The organism is Dyella monticola, from assembly GCF_003363155.1.
Classification (GTDB): domain Bacteria; phylum Pseudomonadota; class Gammaproteobacteria; order Xanthomonadales; family Rhodanobacteraceae; genus Dyella_B; species Dyella_B monticola.
Window position 1 is genome coordinate 80,324 of sequence record NZ_QRBE01000001.1, and the last position, 19,167, is coordinate 99,490.

At 60.7% G+C, this 19,167-nt stretch carries 15 protein-coding genes; 10 read left to right on the top strand and 5 right to left on the bottom strand.

The window, feature by feature from the left end; genetic code table 11:
- Positions 1-8 precede the first annotated feature (8 nt).
- Positions 9-3,029 (bottom strand): beta-phosphoglucomutase, encoded by a 3,021-nt coding sequence (pgmB, locus tag DWU98_RS00325; protein WP_230474601.1) that lies wholly within the window; start codon positions 3,027-3,029, stop codon positions 9-11.
- A gap of 294 nt (positions 3,030-3,323) precedes the next feature.
- On the opposite strand from pgmB, the gene DWU98_RS00330 reads away from it, so the two are divergent.
- From DWU98_RS00330 to DWU98_RS22510, 3 genes are all read left to right on the top strand, one after another.
- Entirely contained in the window at positions 3,324-4,286 is a 963-nt protein-coding gene (locus DWU98_RS00330; RefSeq protein ID WP_115494108.1) for a LacI family DNA-binding transcriptional regulator, read from the top strand.
- A 203-nt stretch (positions 4,287-4,489) separates the two neighbouring features.
- Positions 4,490-4,996 carry an Hcp family type VI secretion system effector gene (locus DWU98_RS00335; protein ID WP_115494109.1) on the top strand — a complete coding sequence of 169 codons (507 nt, stop codon included), beginning with the start codon at positions 4,490-4,492 and terminating at the stop codon, positions 4,994-4,996.
- 39 nt (positions 4,997-5,035) lie between these two features.
- Positions 5,036-5,311, top strand: a complete 276-nt coding sequence (locus DWU98_RS22510) for a tlde1 domain-containing protein (protein WP_425480186.1) — start codon at positions 5,036-5,038, stop codon at positions 5,309-5,311.
- Positions 5,312-5,583: 272 nt separating this feature from the next.
- Here the strand turns inward: DWU98_RS22510 and DWU98_RS00345 are convergent, their stop codons facing one another.
- Positions 5,584-7,203, bottom strand: coding sequence for a sensor histidine kinase (locus DWU98_RS00345; RefSeq protein WP_115493501.1), 1,620 nt, complete (start codon positions 7,201-7,203; stop codon positions 5,584-5,586).
- Positions 7,204-7,575: 372 nt separating this feature from the next.
- Between DWU98_RS00345 and sucC the strand changes: the two genes are divergently transcribed.
- The 4 genes from sucC (at position 7,576) to DWU98_RS00365 (ending at position 12,277) form a co-directional block, all read left to right on the top strand.
- On the top strand, positions 7,576-8,736 hold the full coding sequence (gene sucC, locus DWU98_RS00350; protein ID WP_115493502.1) for an ADP-forming succinate--CoA ligase subunit beta: 1,161 nt from the start codon (positions 7,576-7,578) through the stop codon (positions 8,734-8,736).
- Between the two features lie 13 nt (positions 8,737-8,749).
- Positions 8,750-9,625 carry a succinate--CoA ligase subunit alpha gene (sucD, locus tag DWU98_RS00355; RefSeq protein WP_115493503.1) on the top strand — a complete coding sequence of 292 codons (876 nt, stop codon included), beginning with the start codon at positions 8,750-8,752 and terminating at the stop codon, positions 9,623-9,625.
- Positions 9,626-9,930: 305 nt separating this feature from the next.
- The gene (locus DWU98_RS00360) at positions 9,931-11,571 is read left to right on the top strand and encodes an NAD+ synthase (RefSeq protein WP_115493504.1); all 1,641 of its coding nucleotides are present in this window, start codon (positions 9,931-9,933) and stop codon (positions 11,569-11,571) included.
- 58 nt (positions 11,572-11,629) lie between these two features.
- Positions 11,630-12,277, top strand: a complete 648-nt coding sequence (locus tag DWU98_RS00365) for a hypothetical protein (RefSeq protein ID WP_147293167.1) — start codon at positions 11,630-11,632, stop codon at positions 12,275-12,277.
- Between the two features lie 62 nt (positions 12,278-12,339).
- Here DWU98_RS00365 and DWU98_RS22515 read toward each other — a convergent pair whose 3' ends face one another.
- From DWU98_RS22515 to DWU98_RS00380, 3 genes are all read right to left on the bottom strand, one after another.
- Positions 12,340-12,705, bottom strand: coding sequence for a D-Ala-D-Ala carboxypeptidase family metallohydrolase (locus DWU98_RS22515; protein WP_115493506.1), 366 nt, complete (start codon positions 12,703-12,705; stop codon positions 12,340-12,342).
- Positions 12,706-12,796: 91 nt separating this feature from the next.
- Positions 12,797-13,192, bottom strand: a complete 396-nt coding sequence (locus DWU98_RS00375; RefSeq protein WP_343126342.1) for an Hcp family type VI secretion system effector — start codon at positions 13,190-13,192, stop codon at positions 12,797-12,799.
- 272 nt (positions 13,193-13,464) lie between these two features.
- Entirely contained in the window at positions 13,465-14,325 is an 861-nt protein-coding gene (locus tag DWU98_RS00380; RefSeq protein WP_115494110.1) for an outer membrane protein assembly factor BamD, read from the bottom strand.
- 71 nt (positions 14,326-14,396) lie between these two features.
- On the opposite strand from DWU98_RS00380, the gene rluD reads away from it, so the two are divergent.
- The 3 genes from rluD to clpB all read left to right on the top strand — a co-directional run bounded on the left by rluD (position 14,397) and on the right by clpB (position 19,010).
- A complete protein-coding gene (gene rluD, locus DWU98_RS00385) occupies positions 14,397-15,380 on the top strand; it encodes a 23S rRNA pseudouridine(1911/1915/1917) synthase RluD (protein ID WP_115493507.1) in 984 nt (327 codons plus the stop codon).
- 14 nt (positions 15,381-15,394) lie between these two features.
- Positions 15,395-16,141 carry a peptidoglycan editing factor PgeF gene (gene pgeF / locus DWU98_RS00390; protein ID WP_115494111.1) on the top strand — a complete coding sequence of 249 codons (747 nt, stop codon included), beginning with the start codon at positions 15,395-15,397 and terminating at the stop codon, positions 16,139-16,141.
- Between the two features lie 283 nt (positions 16,142-16,424).
- On the top strand, positions 16,425-19,010 hold the full coding sequence (clpB, locus tag DWU98_RS00395) for an ATP-dependent chaperone ClpB (RefSeq protein ID WP_115493508.1): 2,586 nt from the start codon (positions 16,425-16,427) through the stop codon (positions 19,008-19,010).
- Positions 19,011-19,167: the final 157 nt, after the last annotated feature.

The window sequence follows — 19,167 nt, forward strand, 5'->3', positions numbered from 1 at the left end:
CGCGACTGTTAGCCGCTTATGAACAAACCGATGTCGAACGCGGCAACGTTCGGCAGCAGCAGATCCGCTTCAGCCAGTGCTTGCGCATGGCCAATACCTACAGCTTTCATTCCTGCAGCGTGAATGCTGGCGATCCCTGCCACGGCGTCTTCCACGCCAAGACATTCGCTCGGCTCCAAGCCGAGGCCGCGCGCGGCGGCCAGGAAAATCTCGGGATCGGGTTTTGCACGACCGATGTGGTTGGCATCCACCACGTAGTCGAACAATTCGGCGATGCCGAGCCTTTCCAGCAAAAGCGGTGCATTGCGGCTGGCCGAAGCCAGGGCGGTTTTCAAGCCTGCGCGTCGTACCGACTCGACGGCATTGCGCGCGCCGGGCAACAGGTGCTGCGGACCGAAGGTTTCGATCTGCTGTCGGTAGTAATCGTTCTTGCGCGAAGCGAGCGCTTCTTTCTCGTCTTCGGAATACGCGCGCGGCGCCTTTTCCAGGAGAATATCCAAAGAGCCTCGGCGATCGACGCCCTTGAGCCGTTCGCCGATGCGGTCGTCGAAGGCGATGCCGATGTCCGCGGCGAGTCGTTTCCAGGCCGCGTGATGCACGATGGCTGTATCGGCGATCACACCATCCAGATCGAAGATCACGCCTTTCATCGTGGGGCGAGCGGAGGCGTGCAGCGGCAAGTTGATCGTGTGACCGCCATACAGCGCCACCATCGTGCCGCGATGGAAAATATCCAGTTGTGCGCCTTCCGTAAGCGTGTATTCCACGCGATCTTTCTTCACCGCGACGCGAACATGGTGATCGCGCCAACGCACGCCGAAACGGTAGCCGCTCCACGCCGCCGGAAGCGTGGGCGCGAACGAGGGGCGTCCATCCACTACGCGCATGCCGCCAAAACCCCAGCACAGTCCCAGCCAGCTTCCAGCCATGGCCGCCATGTGCACACCGTGCGAGGTATTGCCGTGCAGGTTGTCCAGATCCACGCGCAGCGTATCGAGGAAATAGCGATACGCCTTCTGCGCATAACCCACTTCGGCGGCGACGATGCTGAAGGTCGACGCGGACAAGGTGGAGTCGTGAACCGTGACGCTCTCGTAATAGTCGAAGTTGCGTCGCTTGCTGTCCTTGTCGATGTCGTTGCCGGCAAGCACGAACGCTTGCAGCACATCGGCCTGTTTGCATACCTGATGGCGATAGATCGTCAGCGGATGCAACTGCAACAGCAGCGGACGCTGGCCGTGCTCGCCCGGGCGTGCAATGGGGAGGCGCGGCTTGTCGAGGAAATCATCGTCCTGCGGAAAGACGCCAAGTACCGGGTCGACGGGGAGATACATCGCATCGGCAGCACTTAGCCACGCGGCGATTTCGCGGTTTGACAATTCCAGCGTCGCAGCGATCCGCGCATAGTCTTGCGGCCTTTCGCGGCCGAGCAGCGAAGCGACGGATGCAGCATAACGCAGATGTTGCTGCGCCATGTGATTGGTGTAGTAGTTGTTGTCCACCAGCGCGGTGTATTCGTCCGGACCGGTGACCTGGCAAATGCAGAATGCATTGTTGCGGCGTGGGTTGTAGTAGCCCACGTGGTGCCACAGGCGCGCGGTTTCGAACAGCATCTCGGCGCCGCCACGCACCAGGAAATCGACGTCGTCGGTGGCTTCCACATAAAGGCGAATCGCGAAGGCGATAGCGGCGTTGATGTGATATTGCGCTGAGCCAGAAGGAAAATAAGCCGAGCACTCATCGCCACTGATCGTGCGCCATGCATACAGCGCGCCGGTAGGGTGGTTCATTTCGCGTGCATGGTTGCGCGCGCGGTCGAGTGTGTTGATGCGATACTCAAGCATGCCACGCGCACGTTCGGGTGATGTGAGCGCGAGCACCGGCAGGATGAAGGCTTCCGCATCCCAGAAATAGTGACCCTCGTAACCTTCGCCGGTGAGACCTTTCGCCGCCGCACTGCCGCTGCCATCGCGCGGCGTGGATTGCATCAAGTGAAATAGATTGAAACGCAATGCCTGCTCGACCGCGCTGTCGCCATGGACTTCGAGGTCCGCGTCCTGCCAGAACGCTGCGTAGACGCGTGCCTGTTCCGCACGATGCGTGTCGAAATCCAGCGTGAGCGCGCGTTCGAGCGTGATGGCCACCTGATCGAGCAGGGCGGCTTCGCTATCACCGCCTTCAGGACGGCTCCACGCGTAAGCCACGAATTTCTCAAGCACCACGCTTTCGCCGGGGCGCAACTCTGCAACATAGTGCTGCTGCACGCCTTCGTTCTCGTCGCACACGGCGCGAGCGAAGGCGAGGTTATTGCGCACCATGCGATGCCGCTGGCCGCAGGCCAGGCGGATATGGCTGTTTTGCGTGCGCTGGCAGATCGACGCCAGCGTGCGGTCCGCATCGACGGCAGTGATGCTCAGGCCACCCTTGATGCGCGTGCCGATGCGTGGGTCGTCGCCCTGTTCGGCGGCACTCATGCTGGCGACGAGCTCCGACTCCAGCGTGATCGGTCCGCTGTAATCGACGGAGGTAACGCGATAGCGGATGCACAACAGATTCGGGGTCTGCATCGGAACGATGCGTTCGGCGTCGATCTGGATCGTGCTGCCGGAAGGTGAGCGCCAGCGCAAGCCTCTTTCCAGGCAGCCGGTGCGCAGGTCCAGGCACTGTTCGAACGCCAGCCATTCGCCTTCGCGCAAGTGGACCGGCGCTTCACCCAAACGTAGGCCGATACGTACGCCGTCGGGTACCGGGATGCGCGTGTCAGTGCTGCGCGCAAAGCCGGGAAAGCGCTCGTGATATTCGATCGGCGTGCGTTCCCATACGCCGGTAAGGAATGTGCCATGGGTGGGGCTGCGATCTTCTTCCAGACCACCGCGCACGCCGAGCGTGCCATTGGCCAGTGCGAACAGGCTTTCGAACTTGGCTAATTCAAATCCGGCTGGACGTCGTGCATGCACTACTCGCCAGGGATCGGGAGATGCCTGGTGCGCCGGTTCCATGGCTATGGCTTGTGCGTCGTTGCTGTGCACGCATTCTCCCCTTGGCATCTTGTGTTTGGGTGTTCTCGCGGGCCTGTCCGGCCTTGTGGGGCGCGAGCATAAGAGGTGAATGATATCGATATCAAGATATCGATATCATCGTTGCGTCGCAACATGATGCGACCGTGGGCGTGTCGGAAATGTGGTGGCATTGGAGCCCTGGGCCGGCCTCGGGCACACTTGTCAGGACATGCCCGATTACAGTGCACACGTTATTTACCAGGGGATCGTCGTTTGACGCAGACCAAGAAGAAACAACCTCTTGCGCAACGTCCCAGCCTCACCATGGCTGATCTGGCCGAACTGGCCGGGGTCTCCAAGATCACCGTTTCGCGCGCATTGAGCGAGAGCCCGCTGGTCAATGCCGAAACGCGCGAGCGCGTGCAGGCACTGGCGCGCAAACATGGCTACAAGTTGAACGTGAGTGCGCGCAACCTGCGCTTGCGCCGCAGTCATACAGTCGCGGTGATCGTGGAAATGAAGCCGAGCACCGAGCGCACCATGTGGGACCCGTATCCCCTGTCGCTCTTGGGCGGCATTTCGCAGGAACTTACCTCGGCTGGATACAGCGTTTTGCTGACAACCCGCCAAGGCGCATCCCATGCAGCGGTGCAGGCGGCCGACGGCTTGATTCTGCTCGGCCAAGGCGCCCGTCAGGATGCCGTGCGGCTTTATGACAAATTGGGATTACCGATGGTGGTGTGGGGCGCCGCCGGGGACGGTGGCGATAACCACACCGTGGTCGGTAGCGACAATCACCAGGGTGGCGTCGAGGTGGCCGAGCGGTTCCTGTCCATCGGTCGGCGCCATCCGGTGTTTATCGGCAATCCTGATCACCCTGAAATGGCGCAACGCCTATTCGGCTTTATCGACGAACTGACACGGCATGGCATCAAGCCGCTGTTGCTGCGCCGTGTCGATTTCACCCTAGAATCGGGCGTGGATGCGGTGCGCTCCCTGTGGGCGCGCAAGGTGCGTTTCGATGCCATCTTCGCGTGCAGCGACTTGCTCGCCATGGGCGCGATCCGCGCACTGGTCGAACTCGGGCAAACCGTACCCAATGATGTCTCCGTTATCGGCTATGACGACACGCCCTTAGGCGCAAGTTTTCTGCCGCCTTTGAGCTCTGTGCGCCAGAACTGGCAGGAAGGCGGTGTGCTGCTCGCGCGCAAAGTGCTGGCGATGATTCACGGACAGCCGGTGCAGTCGCAGATGATGGCGACGACGTTGGTGGTGCGGGCTACCTGATTCTGTTGTCTGAAATATGCCGAGCTTTTGTTAGGCGCAGCCGGAGCGCTTTGTCCGGGGCATGACTTCCCTTCAAGGCAATCGCTGAAGTGCGGGCGAGGTCTGCGCTTAGGCGGTAATTAGATACATCTGATATGCGCCGGCTGTATGACTGCCATCGTTGCCCTCCTCGAACAGACGTTACAACCCTAAAGAGGAAGAGCATGGCAATTCCGGCCTATCTATGGTTGAAAGATGATGGTGGTGCGGAGATCAAGGGGTCTTCGACGGTTACAGGGCGAGAAGGCAGCATAGAAGTGATCGGCTTCAGCCATGGCCTGAATCTTCCCGTCGCGAGCAATAACGGAAAAATTACCGGTACGCGCGTGCATTCTCCAATGAGCCTCGAAAAGGAATTTGATGCGTCATCGCCGTATCTTTATAAGGCGGTGGCAAAAGGGCAGACTCTCAAATCAGCAGAGCTTCACTGGTACAGAATCGACGACTCGGGTCGCGAGCGAGTGTATTTCATTATGCTTTTTGAGAACGTAAAGGTAACGGGGATAAATCCAGGCATGCCGAACACGAAAATCGCCGGAATGTCGGAAATCAACCATGTTGAATCGGTTTCGCTGATGGAGGGTGTACGGCTGTTCGGGATAATGGGCCGATACCGGCTGGTCGCTATTGGATCCTTGACCGTCCTGCCGGTGGTGTCAGGTCTCAAGTAATAGCGTGGGCTAAAGACGCTTGAAACGGCTCCATAGGGGGTGTCTTCCCATCATTCCGAATGGTTTGCCTTGTATCGGGATGATGGTTCGATTGATGACTACACGCGGGTAAACGGAATCAGGCGCGGTAACTTTCGGCTGCATCCGGCGGGCGGCTATGGGCGTTCACTGGGATGCATCACGTTACCAAGTTATACCGATTTCCACGCTATTCGGAAAGCCCTGCTGCACACAAATGTTATTGCGATTGGGAATACTGGGCTAAATGCATATGGCTGGATTGAGGTGGTCGCGTATGGCACCTCTTGCCCGTAGGCTTTTAAAGATACTTTTACTTTTTCTTCTGTTCTTGTTTTCTGCGCGATATATCTATCCGATTCTGCTCTTTATGCCGGTATGGTATGGGCATTACTCACTTGTTATTTTCCCACGCTATAGGATTTCACGATATTGAGCTGTTTGATATGTTGCTTGGCATTGTTATAAGTTCAATTTCCTCCGCCATAATTTATGTCTTAATGGTGAGGTGCTATTGGTACTGTCGCGCAAAAAAAACGATAAGCGGCTCCTTCGTTTTTTAAAAAGGACTAAACCGCCGGCTCGATGCGCACCGGCGGCGTCAGCACTAACCTGAAGCAGCTTCCGCCACCGGCCACGCGCACGTACTCCAGTACCGCCTGGTTGGCTTCGGCCATCTGTCGAGCCAGATACAGCCCTAAGCCGGTGCCGTATTCGTGCGTGGTGTAGAACGGTTCGAAGATTTGCGCGGCGACTTTGGGTGCGATGCCGGGGCCGCGGTCGATCACTTCCAGAATCGGCACGCCGTGTTCGCCATGTCGCACCACCGCCAGCACGCGCGCCGGTTCACCCGGCATGCGGCCGTAGCGCAAGGCGTTCTGCACTAGGTTCCACACGACTTGATGCAATTGCTGCGGATCAGCCACCGCGACCACGGGGCCGGCGCTGTTGTCGATCACGCGCAGCGAATCGTTGCCGAGGTCGTTGCCGAGCTTGTATTCCTCGATGAAGTCATGCGCCCAGTCACCGAGATTGAGCGTCTCCGGACGCGAGCGTTCGCGCCGCGACAATTGCAGGATGTTCTCGATGATGTCGTTGAGACGGCTGCAATGGTTGTTGATGATTTCCACCATGCGCAGGTCGGTGGTGCCGATCTCATTGGACTCGGCCAGCAACTGCGCGGAGTAGCGAATCGCCGCGAGCGGGTTACGGATCTCGTGCGCGATCGACGCCGAGAGCCGGCCGAGCGAGCCGAGCGTGAGTTCTTCCGCGCGACGTGACACCAGCGAGGTGTCATCGAGGAAGATCAGCACCAGCGAATCGTCGTTCGGCGCCAGGCGGCTGAAGCGCGGTACCACTTCGGGCATGCCGTCGGCCAGTTGTGTGGCGGTTTCGTCGAGCTTGCCCGATGTGATCCAGTGATACAGGCGGCGCGACAGTTCCGGCGCCACGCGTCCCAGGTCGCGTTGATCGGAGGAGGGATTGCCCAGCAGCATCCACGCCGATTCGTTGATCTGGTGGATGCGGTTGGCGTCATCCACCAGCATCACGCCGGTTTTCATGCGCCGGATGATCAGTTCGTTGACTTGGGCCAGGTTGACCAGATCGATGCTGCGCTGTTCGGCCAATGCCTCGCTGGCGCGCAACTGGCGGCCGAGCACGTTGCACAACACCACGATCGCGAAGTAGGCCATGCCGAACAGGCCCGACTCCAGAAAATCGCGATCGTCGACCGAGACGGCATGGGGCGTGGCGAACAACGTTCGCCCCAGCACACCCAGCGTGGCAAGCGCAGCCAGGAAGAGCGCCAGGCGTAGTGGCAGCAGCAGCGCGCCGGCGGCCAGGTTCACCGCCAGCATCATGGCGATGCCGATGCGTGCGTCGTTCATCGCCGCGATCGCCAGCACCGCCGCCACGATATCCACCAGCAGCGTACCCAGGATGCCCAGCCAGCCCAGTGCCTTGGCCAGATGCGTGATCGACACCACCGCCAGCGCAAACAATAGGTAGCCGGCGGCCACCAGGCGCGCGAGGTTGCTGTTGTCCAAATGCGGCCAGCCCACGCCGGTGGGGGTGAAGGCCAGCCCGACGTAGACCAGCGCCTGGGCCAGTCTGAAATAATTGAGAAACAACAGCTCGTGGCGGGTGGTCGTGCTATTGGGCGAATCGATGATCGCGCGGCTGGACACGGGTTGAACACTCGCGAGGACGGTGGTCGCTACCTCCCTCTCTTCCCTCCGTGGAGGGGACGAGAGGGAGGGGCCAATCTTGCACGGGGCTGCGCCGAAATGGCGGCGCTTAGACGCCACTTTCGCAAGATTGCCCCCGCACCTCAATTGTCTCTCCAGCGAGAGAGAAAGGCGAATTTAACGGGACGCCCCTTTCCATCCCACCCCGCTTCCGCGAAAATAGCTGGCCGTATTGCGCGGTTTTGGTCATGTGCAGACATGGCTGAGGCGCACTGCACGCCGGCAGTGCCGTATCACCGCCGTCCGTTCTCCCAGGCCTGTGCTGTGGCTACCGCGCAGGCTCGATCCTTCCCCATTCACTCGAGGTATCGAATGAATTTCCACGAGTACCAGGCCAAAGAGCTGTTCGCGAAGTACGGCATTGCCGTGCCACCGGGCAAAATCGCCAATTCCCCCGACGCCGCCGTCGATGTCGCCAAGCACCTGGGCGGTTCGCAGTGGATGGTCAAGGCCCAGATCCACGCAGGTGGCCGCGGCAAGGCCGGTGGCGTCAAGTTCTGCAAGAGCCTGGATGACGTCCATGCCGCCGCCAAAGGCATGCTGGGCAAGAGCATGGAAACCTACCAGTCCGCCGGCCGCGCGCTGCCGGTGAACCTGGTGCTGGTGACCGACGCCACCAACATCGCCAAGGAGCTGTACCTGTCGATCCTGGTCGACCGCGACAGCAAGGCCGTTACCTTCATCGCTTCCAAGCACGGCGGCGTGGACATCGAGCAGGTGGCGAAGGAAACGCCCGAAGACATCCACACCATCGTGGTGGATTTCGTCGAAGGCCTGCAGCCCTACCAGTGCCGCCAGCTCGGCTTCGCGATGGATCTCAATCCCAAGCAGGTCTCGCAGCTCACCAAGATCATGCTGGGCCTGTACAAGCTGTTCAACGAGAAGGATCTGTCGCTGGTCGAGCTCAACCCGCTCGCCATTCTCGAGGACGGCAACCTCGCCGCGCTCGACGGCAAGGTCAACTCCGACGACAACGCCGAGTTCCGTCATGCGGATCTGGCCGCCATGCGCGACCTCTCGCAGGAAGACGCCGCCGAAGCAGCCGCCGTACAGCACAACCTCAACTACGTGACCATGGACGGCAACATCGGCTGCATGGTGAACGGTGCGGGTCTGGCCATGGCCACTATGGACGTGATCAAGCTGGCAGGCGGCGAGCCGGCCAACTTCCTCGACGTCGGCGGCGGTGCCACCAAAGAGCGTGTCACCGAAGCGTTCAAGCTGATTCTGTCCTCCGACAAGGTGCGCGCCATCCTGGTGAACATCTTCGGCGGCATCGTTCGCTGCGACCTCATCGCCGAAGGCATCATCGCCGCGGTGAAGGAAGTGGGTCTGAAGATTCCGGTGGTGGTGCGCCTGCAGGGCACCAATGTGGAGAAGGGCCGCGAACTGTTGGCCAACTCCGGCCTGGCGATCACGCCGGCCGACGATCTCAACGACGCGGCGAAGAAAGCCGTGGCTGCCGCGAAGTGAGGAGCTTTAAGTCATGAGCGTATTGGTCAACAAGAACACCAAGGTGATCGTGCAGGGCTTCACCGGCCAGCAGGGCACCTTCCACGCCGAACAGGCGATCGACTACGGCACCAAGGTGGTCGGTGGCGTGACCCCGGGCAAGGGCGGCACCGAACACATCGGCCTGCCGGTCTTCAACAGCGTGGCCGAAGCGGTCGACGAAACCGGCGCCGATGCGTCGGTGATCTTCGTGCCGCCGCCGTTCGCCGCCGACTCGATCCTCGAAGCGATCGACGCCGGCGTGCGCGTGATCGTGACGATCACCGAAGGCATTCCGGTGCTCGACATGCTGCGCGTGAAGAACGTGCTGGCGCAGCATCCGGAAACTGTGCTGATCGGCCCGAACTGCCCCGGCATCATCACCCCGGGCGAATGCAAGATCGGCATCATGCCCGGTCACATCCACAAACCCGGTAAGGTCGGCATCGTCTCGCGCTCCGGCACGCTCACGTATGAAGCGGTCTTCCAGACCACCAACGAAGGCCTGGGCCAGTCCACCTGCATCGGCATCGGCGGCGACCCCATCAACGGCCTGAACTTCATCGACTGCCTGAAGCTGTTCCAGGACGATCCGCAGACCGAAGGCATCATCATGGTCGGCGAAATCGGCGGCAGCGCCGAGGAAGAAGCCGCTGAATTCATCGGCGAATACGTCAGGAAGCCGGTGGTGTCGTTCATCGCCGGTGCCTCGGCTCCGGCCGGCAAGCGCATGGGCCATGCCGGCGCCATCATCTCCGGTGGCAAGGGCACGGCGGCGGCGAAGTTCGCGGCGCTGGAGAAGGCGGGCGTCACCACGGTGAAGTCCCCGGCGGATCTGGGCAAGACGCTGGCTGGTTTGCTGAAGAAGTAATCGGCCGATTTACAGCGATTAGAAGAAAGGGCCGCAGCAAATGCGGCCCTTTTCTTTTAAAGCGTTAAAAATCGATGCCGTCGCCCCAGCGAACGCCGGGGCCCCAGTGACTTTGCCCACCGACTCCCGGTTTTCCTCGCTCTTTGACGCAGGGTCATCCATAGCCTTTCTCCGCGCGCATCGCGGCGACGGACCTCCCACGTTTTTCATGACACCGCCAGCCCCGAGGGGTTATGCCGGGAGCACCTTGTGACGCGGCGCATCCACTACCATGTAGCGCCCAGTCAAACTGGAACACGCACGACATGGCCGTTCTCCGCCTGGCCCTGGCCCAATACGATTTCCCCGTTGGCGCCGTAGCCGCCAATACCGCCAAAGTCCGTGAGCTGATGACGCGCGCCCGCGCTGGCGGCGCGGCGCTGGCGGTGTTTCCCGAGCTCACCATCAGCGGCTATCCGCCGGAGGATTTACTCCTGCGGCCCAGCTTTCTTGCCGCGTGCCAGCAAGCCATCCAGGCGCTTGCAGCCGACACCAACGGCCTGGCCGCCATTGTCGGTTTTCCGCACAGCCTGGGCGAGGTGTACAACGCCGCGGCGCTGTTGCGCGGCGGCGCGATTGCCCAGATCACGCACAAACGCATCCTGCCCAACTACGGTGTGTTCGACGACAAGCGCTACTTCCGCCCTGGACGCACCAGCGCCGTAGAGGTCATCGACGGCGTGCGCGTGGGCTATCTGATTTGCGAGGACGTCTGGCAGGCCGAGCCGGCCGCTGCCGCCGCCGCGGCGGGTGCGGAACTGATCGTGGTCATCAACGCCTCGCCGTGGGATGACGCCAAACAGGCTGGGCGCGAAGAAGTAGTGGTGGCGCGTGCCAAGGAAACCGGCTGCGCTTTCGTGTATCTCAATCTCGTCGGCGGCCAGGATGAAGTGGTCTATGACGGCGGATCGCTGCTGGTGAATGGCGATGGCAGCATCGCTGCGCGCGCGCCGAACTTCGTGGATGCGTTGTTATGGGCGGATTTCGACAGCGCCAGCCGCACGCTGCATGCGCGCGATTGGCCGGTCGCGGCCGATACGTCGCGCGAAGCTACGCTCTATGCCGCGCTGGTGCGTGGCGTGCGCGATTACATCGATAAGAACGGTTTCAGCGCCGGCGTGCTGCTGGGCCTTTCCGGCGGCATCGATTCGGCGCTCACGCTCGCGCTGGCCGTGGATGCGCTCGGCCCCGACCGCGTCACGGCGGTGATGATGCCCATGCGCTACACCTCGCAGCTCTCGCTCGACGGTGCGCGCGGGCAGGCCGAGCGCTTGGGCGTGGCGTATCACGCCGTAGGCATCGAGCCGGTGTATGCGGCGTTCATGACCGCACTGACACCCTTGTTCGAAGGCAAGACGCCGGACGTCACCGAAGAAAACCTGCAATCGCGCACACGCGGCGTGATGCTGATGGCGCTGTCCAACAAGCACAGCCGCCTGCTGCTCTCCACCGGCAACAAGAGCGAGATGGCGGTGGGCTACGCCACCCTGTACGGCGACATGTGCGGGGCCTATGCGCCGCTCAAGGATGTCTACAAGACCGAGGTCTATCGTCTCGCCCGTTGGCGCAACCTGGTCGAGCAGCGCGAGCACGGTGGCGATGCATGGGTGATTCCACCCGCGGTCATCGAGCGTCCGCCTTCAGCCGAATTGCGCGACAACCAGACCGATCAGGATTCGCTTCCGCCCTATGACGAGCTGGACGCGATCCTCGCCCGCTTCATCGAAGAAGAGCAATCGCAGGCGGAAATCATTGCGGCGGGTTACCACGAGGCGACGGTGCATCGTGTGGTGCGATTGGTGCTGGCGAACGAATTCAAGCGGCGGCAGTCCGCGCCAGGCCCGCGTGTCACCACGCGTGCGTTCGGGCGTGAGCGGCGGTATCCGATTACGTCCGGTTGGAAGTGACGGTTGACAGTCCTTGCTGCCGTCCTTGGCAGGTAAGGATGCATATGAAAGGATGCATATGAAAAGAAATTGGAGCTACTTAGTTCTCTCTGCCTTGGCTTTATCCAGTGCGGCGCGAATCGCTTGCGCACAGGAGCCGACAAAGCCCGTCCAGATGCAAGACAGCAATGACATCCCTACTGATGTCGTTTGTCATTCCAAAGCCGCAATGCGCAAGGTAATGGATTCCGGAGGTAGCCCGAGGCTGATAACCGAGCTGATCAGGGCCGATGATTGTCTCTTGGTTTCGGACGAAGCCATAAAGGATGCCTCTACCCCCACGGACAACGGGAAGGGGCCGGCCAAAGTAACGGTGCAAACAAGCCAGGGTGTCACGCAACTGTGGGGGTATCACGTCCTTTCGATGGCACCCATGGCTCCGCAAGCCCATTACCAACCAAATCCTCCTGTTCCCGTATGCCGTACAAAAGCCTCAATGGTTAAATGGATGGCAGCAGACGTGTGGAAAGTTGGTGATGAAGGAAAGAAGCCAAATCAAGCAGTACTGGACGCACTGATTAAAGGCGGCAAGTGTCGTTATCTTCCCGAGGAAGCGATCGAAACGATAGGTGATGCGACTGACAGTGGCTACGGTCCTGCGCCCGTGACCATTCGGACAAACCATGGCATTCTGGGGGAATGGAGTTTTCCTGTGGGGGGAGAGTGAATCTAGGCTCCTTCTACGATGGTATAGCGCTGACCTGGCGCTAACCCTTCGACAAGGAATCCTCAGTTCACACGAGGTGGTTTTCCTTTCGGAGAATAACCCAGATGAAGATGGGGTCCTCCGGTCGAGGTGTAAGGACCATGTTGAATAAGCTGCCACCGATAGTCATCGCCTACTTCAGGTCCAAAGATGGCAACGCGATTCTCCCGCAGTGCACGAAATGCCTCTGCGTCGCTTAGCCCAATAACGTGAAAATCTACCGCCTCATTGATGAGGTGCAGACTGTTTACGCTACTTCCTTTTACGATGTTGATTCGATCGGCGCTCGTGACTCGGACGTCCCTTCCAATTGTTTCGGCAATATGCTGCAGCATATTCTGCAAGCGCTGATCGGAAGCGTGATATCGGCCATAGATGACAGTTGGCATCGTCTTCGCATTCAATAGAACGATCGCCAATCATCCGAGTACTGCACATTCCCATCGCAGTATTTCCAGGTGACTTTTTGATAACGAAGCTCTACCACTTCCAAGTGGTTGTATTCAGATTTGTCGCGTGATGCATAAGTGGGGCGACGGAAGCCACTCGCACGTTTTCCATCCTCATGTTGAAGTACTCCTGCTCGTTGCCAGCTTCATCCAGCCGGTACCATTTGAGTTCGGCCACTTGCAGCGGCATTCCTGCGGCGACCGCTCTGTAGAGGTAGGGAGAGCTGCGGTCGAATTCCTTTTCGATCCTGATCGGGCTGTGGTTGCGGGTTCCCAGCAAGCTACCCGTCACGCCATCGGATGGGTTATGGACGCCATGGGAAAAACGCAAGACTTCAATGCTTCCTTCGCGTTTTAGAACGCGGCTTTCCCCTTTGATGGGCGAACCACGTTCGTCAGTAAGCCAAAGGTGTGCAGGGATTGCCATACGAAAGTCCCTCATGGTGGGTTTTGATGAGGGCCATATGGTGTAAAAAGCATTTTTTGTTGTATGCAGGGCAATCCTTGCGTGCTGTCGTTAGCTTGCCTTACGTAGGCCTGGGCCATTGGTCGCTTGCAGCCGACGCACAGTTTCTAGTCGGGCTGATCGGAGTTGCCGGCGAATTGATGCGCTGGTTAGCCAGATGAATCGAATCAGCCCATAAAAAAAGCCGGTGGCTTACGCGCACCGGCTTTTTTGCATGGAGCAGAACTACGAACTCAATAATGCCCTGAAAACGGAATCATCTTACGCAGGGTCGAGGGCGCATGCGGCCACTTCGGGTCCTTCAGGTACGGATGGTTCGGATAGTTGAGCGCCAGCACCTGACGGACCTGCTCGGCCTGCGGCTTCTGATTGAGGGCCAGATAGCTGCGGCACATGATCGCCAGCGCGTCGCCCGACTGCGGCGATTCCTGGTAATGCTCGATTACGTACTGCGCGCGGTCGGCGGCGGCGATATAGGCTTTGTTGCGCAAGTAGAATTCGGCGACGTTGACTTCGTACTGCGCCAGCACGTTGCGCAGGTAGATCATGCGTTGGCGTGCGTCCGCGGCGTAGGCGCTGTCGGGGAAGCGACGGCTCAGCTCGGCGAAATCATCGAACGATTTGAGGTTGTAGCCTTGGTCGCGGCGCGTCTGCTTGCCGATTTCCTGGCTGCTGAACGTGCGCTCGATCACGCCGGCCGTGCGATCGAAATTGATCAAGCCGCGCAAGTAATAGGCATAATCCACATGTGGATTGAGCGGATTGGACTTGATGAAGCGGTTGATCGTGGAGTACGCGTCGTCCGGCTTGTTGTTCTTGTACTGCGCGTAAGCCAGTTCAAGCTGAGACTGCTCGTTGAACGGGCCGGACGGGAAACGGGCGATCAGGCGCTGGTACGCTTTCTCGGCTGCCGAATAGTCGGAGTGGATCAGATCGGTGTGGGCTTTGGCGTAAAGCTGCGGCAGTGGCATGGTGTCGAGCGGGTCGCCACCGCGCCGGAACCATGAGCAGGCGCTCATCGTCAGTGCCAGGATCAGCACGATCAGTACTTTAAGAACAGTTGTCGGGTTGGCCGGCAGCTTGATTACGCGCATGAGTAAGAGGTTCAGATGTTTGAGCGAAAAGGGATCATAGCCGAAACCGGCGCCCAGCCGGAGGATCAGGGATGAGAACAACCGGCTCCCTCATCCGCCACGAGGCGGTCGTGCCCCTGTCTGCAGCAGGCCGGAGGTTCGACCAAGCTTTGGCCGAGATGTTCCCCGACTACTCCCGTTCGCGCCTCACCGCCTGGATCAAGGCCGGTGCGGCCACCCTGGATGGGGCTCCGGCGGCGCCACGGCAACTGCTGAAGGGCGGCGAGCAGGTTCGCCTCGAGGCCGAGCTCGAGGCGGAAGTGTCCAGCCAGCCGGAGGCCATCGCACTGGACATCGTGCATGAGGACGAACACGTGCTGGTGCTGAACAAGCCGGTCGGCCTGGTCGTGCATCCGGGCGCCGGCAATCCGGCCGGCACGTTGCTCAACGCGCTGCTGCACCATGATCCGAAGCTGGCGGAACTGCCGCGCGGCGGCATCGTGCACCGGCTGGACAAGGACACCTCCGGCCTCATGGTGGTGGCCAAGACACTCCCCGCCCACACGGCCCTGGTCGACATGCTGTCCCGCCACGCCGTTGCACGGCAGTACGAGGCCATCGTGCTGGGGGCGCTGATCGCCGGTGGCACCGTGGATGCGCCCATCGGCCGCCATCACAGCGATCGCCTGCGCCAGGCCGTACGCGATGAAGACGACGGCAAGCACGCGGTCACGCACTATCGCCTGCGCGAGCGTTTTCGCGTGCACAGCCTCATCCAGTGCAACCTGGAAACCGGACGTACGCACCAGATCCGCGTGCACATGGCGCACATCGGCCATCCGCTGATAGGCGATCCGCTCTATGGCGGCAGCCTGAAACTGCCCAAGCGGGCGACGCCGGAACTCGTGCTCGCGTTGCGTGGTTTCCGCCGTCAGGCGCTGCATGCCGAGCGGCTGGCGTTCGAACATCCGGTCAGCGGCGAAACGATGGCATTCGAGGCGCCGCGCCCCGACGATATGAATGCCTTGATCGGGGCGCTGCGCGCCGATCTGGCGGCCAACGGACAGGACGAGTAACCCACGTGCCCACGATGACCGACGCCTGGATATTTCCGGACTGGCCTGCGCCGTGCAGTGTGCATGCGGCGGTCACTACGCGCGATGGCCCGGGTGTGTCGCAGCCGCCATTCGGGCGCTTCAACTTGGGGTTGCGCAGCGGTGAAGGCGAGCAGGCTGTGCACAGCAATCGCAGCGCATTGCGCCAGTCGCTCGCGTTGCCGGCGGAGCCGCGCTGGTTGCGGCAGGTGCACGGCGTCACCGTCGCCGATCTCGGTCCACTGCCCTCTCCCGAAGAACCCGAGGCCGATGCGGCGGTATCGCACTTGCCCGGTACCGTGCTCGCCATCCTCACGGCCGACTGCCTGCCGGTGCTGCTTTGCACGGACGATGGCCGCACGATCGGCGCGGCACATGCGGGCTGGCGCGGGCTTGCTGCCGGGGTGCTGGAGGAAACGATCGAACAAATGCAGCGTCCGGCCGCGAGCCTGCTGGCGTGGCTGGGTCCTTGTATCGGCGGCCCTTCGTATGAAGTGGGTGAACAAGTGCACAAGGCCTTTCTTCAGCATGCCGCCGATGCGGCATCCGCGTTCACGCCCACGCGCCCCGGCCATTGGTTGTGCGATCTGGCCGCGCTCGCCAGGCTGCGTCTTACGGCGGCGGGCATCACGCGTATTTACGGTGGCGGCTTCGATACGCACGCGGACGAACGCTTTTATTCCTATCGCCGGGAAGGCGTCCATAGCGGGCGGTTCGCCAGCTTGATTTGGCTTGAGCCATAAGCCTCCATTCCCCTCATCGTCATTCCGGCGAAGGCCGGAATCCAGTCTCGATTTGCGTCCGGAGGACACAGCATCCTTGAATGCTGCGTGCTTCGCACGACGCATTTGAACTGGATTCCGGCCTTCGCCGAAATGACGGTAAGGCAGCGCTGAGGATTTCGCGGAAACCATGCGCCCACATAGCCTTAACGCAACCCTCGCCCACGCTTGAATCGCCCCGCCGAGTCCGCATCTCTCCTGGCAGTGGCGGCACGTCCGCCAAATACCTTTTGGGGATACACCGATGCGAATGGACAAACTCACTTCGCGTTTCCAACAGGCGCTGGCCGATGCGCAGTCGCTGGCTCTGGGACGCGACAACAATATGCTCGAACCGGCGCACGTGATGGCGGCGCTGCTCGATCAGCAGGGCGGCTCGACCGCGCCGCTGCTCACGCAGGCGCGCGTCAATGTGCCGACGTTCCGTCAGCGCGTGTTTGAACTGCTCGATCGCCTGCCGAAAGTCAGCGGGCAGGAAGGCAACATCCACGCCGGCAACGAGCTGACACGCCTGCTCAACCTCACCGACAAACTCGCGCAGCAGCGCGGCGACCAGTTCATCGCCAGCGAGCTATTTGTATTGGCCGCGCTGGACGACAAAGGCGAACTCGGCGCCGCCTTGAAAGCCGCCGGCGCCACCAAGCCCAACGTTGAAGCGGCCATCGACAAATTGCGCGGGGGCGAAAAAGTACAGAGCGAAAATGCCGAAGACCAGCGCCAAGCGTTGGAGAAATACTGCATCGATCTCACCACGCGCGCCGAGAGCGGCAAACTCGATCCGGTGATCGGCCGCGACGAAGAAATCCGACGCGTGGTGCAAGTGCTGCAGCGTCGCACCAAGAACAATCCGGTATTGATCGGCGAACCCGGCGTGGGCAAGACCGCCATCGTCGAAGGCCTCGCGCAGCGTATCGTCAAGAACGAAGTACCCGAAGGCTTGCGCGACAAGCGCGTGCTTGCACTGGACATGGGCGCGCTGATTGCCGGTGCAAAATTCCGCGGCGAGTTCGAGGAGCGCCTCAAAGCGGTGCTCAACGACCTGGCCAAAAACGAAGGTCAGATCATCCTGTTCATCGATGAGCTGCACACCATGGTCGGCGCCGGTAAAGCCGAAGGTGCGATGGATGCCGGCAATATGCTCAAGCCTGCGCTGGCGCGCGGTGAGCTGCATTGCATCGGCGCCACCACCTTGGATGAATATCGCAAATACATCGAAAAGGATGCCGCGCTGGAGCGTCGCTTCCAGAAAGTGTTCGTCGGCGAGCCGAGCGTGGAAGACACGATCGCCATTCTGCGTGGCTTGAAAGAGCGTTACGCCGTGCACCACGGCGTGGAAATTACCGACCCGGCGGTGGTTGCCGCCGCCACGCTCTCCAATCGCTACATCACCGACCGCCAGTTGCCGGACAAGGCCATCGATCTGATGGATGAAGCGGCCTCGCGCATCCGCATGGAAATCGATTCCAAGCCCGAGGAGCTCGACCGCCTCGAACGCCGCCTGATCCAACTGAAGATCCAGCGCGAGATGTTGAAAAAGGAAACCGACGAGGCCTCCAAGAAGCGGCTCGCCGATCTGGATACCGATATCGAACGCCTGGAACGCGAATTTTCCGATCTCAACGAAGTGTGGAAATCGGAGAAGGCTGCACTGCAAGGCGCAACCAAGGTCAAAGAGCAGCTTGAGCAGGCACGTCTCGATCTGGAGGCGGCGCAGCGGCGGCAGGATTACGCCAGGATGAGCGAGATCCAGTACGGGCGTCTGCCCGAGCTGGAAAAGCAGCTTGCTGCAGCGCAGGCCGCCGAAAAACAGGATTTCAAACTGGTGCAGGATCGCGTCACCGAGGAAGAAATTGCCGAAGTGGTGTCGCGCTGGACCGGTATTCCGGTCAGCAAGATGCTCGAAGGCGAGCGTGAGAAATTGCTGCACATGGAAGAAGCCTTGCACAAGCGCGTGGTCGGTCAGGATGAAGCCGTGCGTGCGGTGTCCGACGCGATCCGTCGCGCGCGTGCGGGCTTGTCCGATCCGAATCGTCCGTACGGTTCGTTCTTGTTCCTGGGCCCCACCGGTGTGGGCAAGACCGAATTGTGCAAAGCGCTGGCCGAATTCCTGTTCGACACACAGGAAGCGATGGTGCGCATCGACATGAGCGAGTTCATGGAGAAACACTCCGTGGCCCGCCTGATCGGCGCACCTCCTGGCTACGTCGGTTACGAGGAAGGCGGTTATCTCACCGAGGCGGTGCGTCGCCGGCCGTACAGCGTGATCCTGCTGGACGAGGTTGAGAAGGCGCATCCGGATGTGTTCAATGTGTTGCTGCAGGTGCTGGACGACGGCCGCCTCACCGACGGCCAGGGTCGCACGGTGGATTTTCGCAACACCGTGATCGTGATGACCTCCAACCTTGGCTCGCAGCTCATCCAGGAAAATGCAGGCGACTCCGAAGCCGACTACGTGCAGATGAAAGCATCGGTGCTTGGCGTGGTGCAGGCGCACTTCCGTCCGGAATTCATCAACCGCCTGGACGAGCTGGTGGTGTTCCGTCCGCTGGAGAAAAAGCAGATTCGCAAGATCGCGCTGATCCAGCTCACATACCTGGAAAAGCGCTTGGCCGAACGTCAGCTCAAGCTGGAAATCGACGACAAGGCGTTGGACCTGCTGGGTAACGTCGGCTTCGATCCGGTGTACGGTGCGCGTCCGCTCAAGCGAGCGATCCAGCAGCAGCTTGAGAACCCGTTGGCGAGGGAAATTCTAGAAGGACGCTTCGCGGCGGGCGACACCATTGCCGTGGCTGCGGAAGGTGGGCATCTGGTTTTCCACAAACACGCGTAACGCCATTCCACTCCCTCTCCCGGCAGGGGAGAGGGTCGGGGTGAGGGCTCGCCCTGGCGAAAAATTACCTGCTCGTCATTCCGGCTTGGCCGGCATGACGCTGAGGCAAGGAAAGAGTTTTCGAACGTACGCTACGCACCACAAAAAAATCCCGGCT